Consider the following 523-nt stretch of genomic DNA (forward strand, 5'->3'; position numbering starts at 1 on the left):
ATGTCTGCGGCTAATGCCTGGGCCTGTTGAGCACTGGCCGACAGGCTCTGCATTTCTACCATCGCACTGGAAAGGAGTGCTTTGGCCTGTTGCATGTCCAGTTGCTGACCTCCGGCACAAGCCTGCACATCGGCGGAAATAAACACACCCTTGCCGCCACGAACGGCCACCCAGTCGTCGGTGCGCAGTTCGGCGCCGTGACCGCGATCTTTACGCTTGTCATCGACCAGCGCACCCAGGTTCAGCTGGCTTTTGCCGCTGGCCGGTGTGGAAAGCTTGATGTGTTCTTTGCCTCGTGAATCATCAAGTCTTAACTTATTTCCAGAAGGCGTACGGATAACGTTCCGCTTGTAGTTCGGCAGAGCCACATGGTCCGGATGCCGTGAATCGTGCAGTGCATAAGCAATGTACGGCCGGTCAACGTCGCCGTTCTCGAAGGCAATCGCCACGCCGGTGGAGTCCAGCAGCGGCATATGGAAGCCGCAGGTATCCCCGGAATAGGGTTTTGCCAGACGCAGCCAGC

At 57.9% G+C, this 523-nt stretch carries 1 protein-coding gene; it reads right to left on the reverse strand.

The features are described 5' to 3' along the window. A partial coding sequence (locus J1781_RS00475) for a type VI secretion system Vgr family protein (protein ID WP_217233032.1) occupies positions 1-523 on the reverse strand: 523 nt, incomplete at both ends.

Origin of the sequence: Rahnella perminowiae (assembly GCF_019049695.1) — a bacterium.
GTDB lineage: Bacteria > Pseudomonadota > Gammaproteobacteria > Enterobacterales > Enterobacteriaceae > Rahnella > Rahnella perminowiae.